The sequence below is a fragment of the Fretibacterium fastidiosum genome (assembly GCF_000210715.1).
GTDB lineage: Bacteria > Synergistota > Synergistia > Synergistales > Aminobacteriaceae > Fretibacterium > Fretibacterium fastidiosum.
The window spans coordinates 373,557-376,892 of the sequence record NC_021038.1; the positions used below are offsets into that span (position 1 = coordinate 373,557).

The window sequence follows — 3,336 nt, forward strand, 5'->3', positions numbered from 1 at the left end:
CTGGTCGAGCTCCGCGAGGGCCGACATCAGGGCCTTCACGCGGTCCGGGGCCTTGAGGTCCGCCAGCGCAAAGGGCTCCAGGGCCGCGGCGACGCCGTCCTCTGGTGTCGTGGCGCCCCGCAGGTATTGGAGGGGCGCGACGAGGGCGCGCCAGCGCGCCTGCACGTCCCTCGTCCTCATGAGGCGGTTCAGGATGAGAACGGCGGCGGCACCCCTCTCCGTGTCGGTAGGCCAGGCCATCTCCAGCAGGCGCGAGGTGCGGAACCAGGCCTTCATCTGGTTGTTCAGCAGGTAGCGCCCTCGCGGGGCGAAGGCGGCGAAGTCCTGGGAAAGCTCCGTGAAGGGGTTGTGATCGAGGTGTCCTGTGCCCAGCATCGTGCCCCAGGCCAGGTCCGTGACCTCCGGCGGGACCTCCGTCACGCCGCCCGTGGCGAGGTACGCGGCCAGGGCGATGAAGTCCTTGACGTTGGCCGCGGCCGTCCGGCCCGGCTCCGAGGCGGAGAGGTCCTCGGGCAGGCGCCGGGCGGCGTCCGCGAGGGACCTCAGGAAGTCGTGGAGCAGGGGCAGGAGCGCCCGCTCCTCGACCCTCTGCACCGCGCGGCCTGCTGATAGGCGGAAGGCGCAGAGCGCCATGTCGGCCGTGATGAAGCGCGCCCTTCGGGGGGCTGCGGCCCCGCCTCCGTCGGGTCCCAGGATCGGGTCGGGATCGACGTAGAAGCCGCTGTGGGTCAGGAACTTGCGCTCGTCGCGGCTGAGGCCCGGCGGAAGGGCCTCAGGGGCCACCTGGGTCAGGTCGGGGGATGCGGCGGCCAGGGAGACCAGGGCCTCCTCCGGCGCCCAGGCGCAGCGACGGTCCGACCCCGCGACCAACCCCGACGCCCCGGACCGGTCCGTCTCGAAGACGCAGAGCAGCCAGGCCCGGCCTTCCGAATCCGTCGCGCGGCCGGAGACCGAGGCCACGGCTCCGCGGGGCACCCTGAGCCCGTCGTAGGCGGAGAGGGGGAGGGCCCCAGGCAGGAGGAAGAGGTCGGACACGTCCCGCCGGGCCTGCCAGGACTGGGCGGGGAAGGGTTCGTAGTCCGGCATGGGGACCATGAGCTTCCGCTCCACGAAGCCCGACGTCTCCCTTCCGTCCGGCCCTCGCCGGAGGACCAGCCAGTCCGCGCGCTCCGACGGGTCCGCGTCGATGACGTCGCCGTAGGCCATGACCAGAGCGCCCGCGTCGCCGCGGACCTCCGCCCAGCCTGTGGGGGGCGCCGACACCGCGCCCGCCAGCCGTTCGAAGACGGGGACGATGCGTCCCGAGGCGACGTAGCGCCGGGCGCCCTCCGCGGGCGCGGACGGGAGGGCCGTCAGGACCGCGAGGGCCACACCGATTGCGAGGTTCAGACACAGATTGGGATGCCTCACCGTTTCAACACCTCTTCAAGATTTTGTCCGCCGGAAGCTTTGTGGAACGGTTGCCCTTTCGGAAGACCGATCCTCCGAGTCACGGCCTTTTGTCCCTTATTCTATCGTAAACTTTCGTAAACTTGAAGGTTTTGCCAGGGCGCGGCAGGGCCGCGGTTCAGGTGAACGCCCCTTTTGAAAAATCGGTGGGATGGCCCTTCACGGGATGGCCGGTTTCGTGTTTCCATGAAGCGTGCCAAAGAGAGGCGCAAACTGACGGCGGGTCTTTCAAATCGTGAACTATCGTGAACTTCGGTAAATCGAACGAGAAATCGAACGAGACAGGGGGCAAGAGACGATGAAACAATTCTTGAGGTTCCTCAACCGGCTTGAGGAGGAAAAAATTTATTATCGGCTCAACAAGGTTCGGGAGGAGGCGGTGATGGCGGAGATCGCCGTTCCGGGGGAGCGCTGGGAGGTCGAATTCATGGAGGACGGGTCCGTGGAGGTCGAGAGGTTCGTCAGCACGGACGGGGTCTCCGGCTGCGCGGACATGGACCACTGCCCAGAGCTGGACGATCTCTTCGAGAGGTTTTCCGAGTAGCTGTGGTCTTGTTTGGCCCTGGCCGGAACCGTCGTGGCGGCTCCCTGTTGGGGCCGCCACGACGGTCATTCGGGGACACCTCGCCCGTTGTGCCTCCGAGGGGGCTTTGTGTTTGTATGGAGCGCCATGCGGACGAAGGTTCCGGCAGCCTTATTGTTCTTCCTATTCGTCGTCCTTGAAGGTGAAGATCGCGCGGATCATTGCTTTGCCGTTCCTTGCCTTGATCGTCCACAGCGCGCCCGAACCGAACAGGAGCGCTCCGATGAGCAGCAAGATCACGTTGTATGTCTTGGGGTTGTCTTCAAAGTACTGCAGCATCGTATCCGCGTACTCCGCCCGCACGTCGCGAACCGGGCGGTTGCTGGCAGCGGCCAGCACGGAAAAGTACATCTCCACGTGCGTCCCCTCATACGGATGGGGCCGCACGAAAAACGTGTGAGCCCGCCCCTCCTTTTGTTTGTGCAGGCTCTCGATCAAGACCAGCTTGTCCTCCAGCTCAATCACGTAGAAATAAGACTCGCTGTCGTGTTCGTCCTTTGGGATGTGGATGCCGGTATCCTTCAGCTTTGCAGTAACGCGCGCGTACTCTGAGCTGGTAGCGTAAAGGGTCTTCAAATCGACGATCTTCGGAATGCCGCTTCTCTCAATGTTCCAGTAGGACTTCCCGCTTGCGTAGAGCAGCATGAGGCCGATGAGGAGCAAAGAGGCCTGCAGGGCCATTAATAACCGATCGATTTTCTTGATCGCCATGAATACCCACTCCCTTTAAAATTTTGAGGATGATATGTCGTGCGTTTTTATCGTTTTGCGGCGCTCGGCGCCTCCACGCTGGGAACCTTTCTGAGCTCTGCCACGTTCATCGGGAACCCTTCAGGTCGAAGCGCCGAAGGCGTCGGGGCTTGCCCCCCGGCGCCTTCCGTTCGGTGGAGGATGGATCGCCGACCAGTTGCTGTGGTGCCCGCCTCAGGGTGTGGAAGCCACAGCACGAGTATACCCGGACGTTGTTCTCCAGGAACCAGGTCACGTTCTTGTAGACGTCGCGGGTCCGCGACCTGATGCAGACCTTCCAGCCCGTCTCGGGCATGGTGTCGAAGATGAGGCGGCACCGTTCTCCCCCGTCCTCGTAGTCGATGTCCCCGGAGGCCGTCGAGAGGACGGTCCGGATCGCCCGGACGAAGTCCGGTCCAGCGTCACGGACTGCGGGGCGCATCAGGGCCGATGGCCGGGAGCTCGCCAGAACGACGCCCTGTGAGTCTAGGACGTCGGCCGTCAGGGAGTCGGGGAGGACGCGGTCCGTGACGAGCTTCTGGAGCTCGAACACGTCCATGTCGCAGGTCACGAAG

4 protein-coding genes are annotated in these 3,336 nt (G+C 64.7%); 1 reads left to right on the forward strand and 3 read right to left on the reverse strand.

The features are described 5' to 3' along the window. Nucleotides 1-1,410, reverse strand: a 1,410-nt coding sequence (locus SY1_RS01650) for a DUF3160 domain-containing protein (protein WP_208872559.1), incomplete at its 3' end; no start/stop codon positions are given. 337 nt (nt 1,411-1,747) lie between these two features. Between SY1_RS01650 and SY1_RS01655 the strand changes: the two genes are divergently transcribed. Then, nucleotides 1,748-1,993: a hypothetical protein gene (locus SY1_RS01655; RefSeq protein WP_015555973.1), complete on the forward strand. Its 246-nt coding sequence runs from the start codon at nt 1,748-1,750 to the stop codon at nt 1,991-1,993. Nucleotides 1,994-2,155: 162 nt separating this feature from the next. Here SY1_RS01655 and SY1_RS01660 read toward each other — a convergent pair whose 3' ends face one another. Together SY1_RS01660 and SY1_RS01665 are read right to left on the reverse strand one after the other, a co-directional pair. Next, the gene (locus tag SY1_RS01660; protein WP_208872560.1) at nt 2,156-2,743 is read right to left on the reverse strand and encodes a hypothetical protein; all 588 of its coding nucleotides are present in this window, start codon (nt 2,741-2,743) and stop codon (nt 2,156-2,158) included. A gap of 106 nt (nt 2,744-2,849) precedes the next feature. Then, nucleotides 2,850-3,336 (reverse strand): PDC sensor domain-containing protein (locus SY1_RS01665; protein WP_208872561.1); only part of this gene is annotated, 487 nt, incomplete at its 5' end.

Coding starts and splice junctions, on each gene's coding strand:
- SY1_RS01655 (WP_015555973.1), top strand. CDS start 1,748: ATGAAACAATTCTTGAGGTTCCTCAACCGGCTTGAGGAGGAAAAAATT.
- SY1_RS01660 (WP_208872560.1), bottom strand. CDS start 2,743: ATGGCGATCAAGAAAATCGATCGGTTATTAATGGCCCTGCAGGCCTCT.